This is a genomic window from Priestia sp. P5_B4 (assembly GCF_056400385.1).
Genome location: NZ_JBFULJ010001244.1, coordinates 1 through 848, shown reverse-complemented (window position 1 = coordinate 848; position 848 = coordinate 1). Strand labels below are relative to the sequence as shown.

Annotated in this window: 1 protein-coding gene and 1 pseudogene; both read right to left on the bottom strand. The window is 38.7% G+C overall.

Annotated features, from left to right (window positions below):
• Positions 1–120: 120 nt before the first annotated feature.
• A complete protein-coding gene (locus AC1DRF_RS30230; RefSeq protein ID WP_230184181.1) occupies positions 121–498 on the bottom strand; it encodes a hypothetical protein in 378 nt (125 codons plus the stop codon).
• 14 nt (positions 499–512) lie between these two features.
• Positions 513–848, bottom strand: a pseudogene (locus tag AC1DRF_RS30225) (hypothetical protein); the annotation flags it as partial.

Here is an 848-nt window from a genome sequence, read left to right as displayed (position 1 = left end):
GGATTAATCGGTCTTGGCATTACCTTCCTTCGTACAAATGATAATACGAACAGAAACACTTCAAGAAAATTGATTAAATAAAAAGAGGATGCGAGTGCATCCTCTTTTTATTATGGAGTCCTATGAGTAAGGAGTTTTTTTCTCCATTAACTTTACTTCTTCTTTTAACACATGTTTTTCGTATAGATATTTATCCGTTCGTTGAAAATGATATTTATCAGCTTTTTCTTTTTCAGATGTGGTCAAAAGCACTCGACGATCAGAAGCATCTGACACACCAAACGTTTCATTTTGATAAGTAGCATACGGAGCTACAAAAAACACTTCTTCAACAGCATCACGAGGAACTTCTTTTGTAAAAGTCGTGTCATTGTATGGAATGAATCCATTTGCTACATCGCCTTTATCATAGCTAATCAGCTTTATACACCCGTTTTCCGTTTCATAACATTCGTAATCTCGTTCATTATATGCTGCATACAAACCTTTTCGAATCACAAAAAACCAGTCCTTTACATTGGGTTAGCAACCGCTGGTACAAATCGTTTTTCTTCTGCCACATAGGTAGCTAAAAGTACTTCTTCCCCATTTACCACTTGGTATAGTTCCGCTCCGTTTGCTGGTGGATAATAGTTATCAAATTTGAACTCTGGAACGGTTTCCCCGTTTCGAGATCCTGTAAACCCATTAAGCGTACATGGAGGTCCGTCTGTTGTTTTTCCTCCGAACACAGTCCCGTAGGGAATATCAACATGGCTTACCGCTTGCGATTTGAATTTGATTACACCGTACGTCGATCCTTCTTCAGGAAACGGCCTTTTGCCTGAACTATCGGTGTAATCTAAACG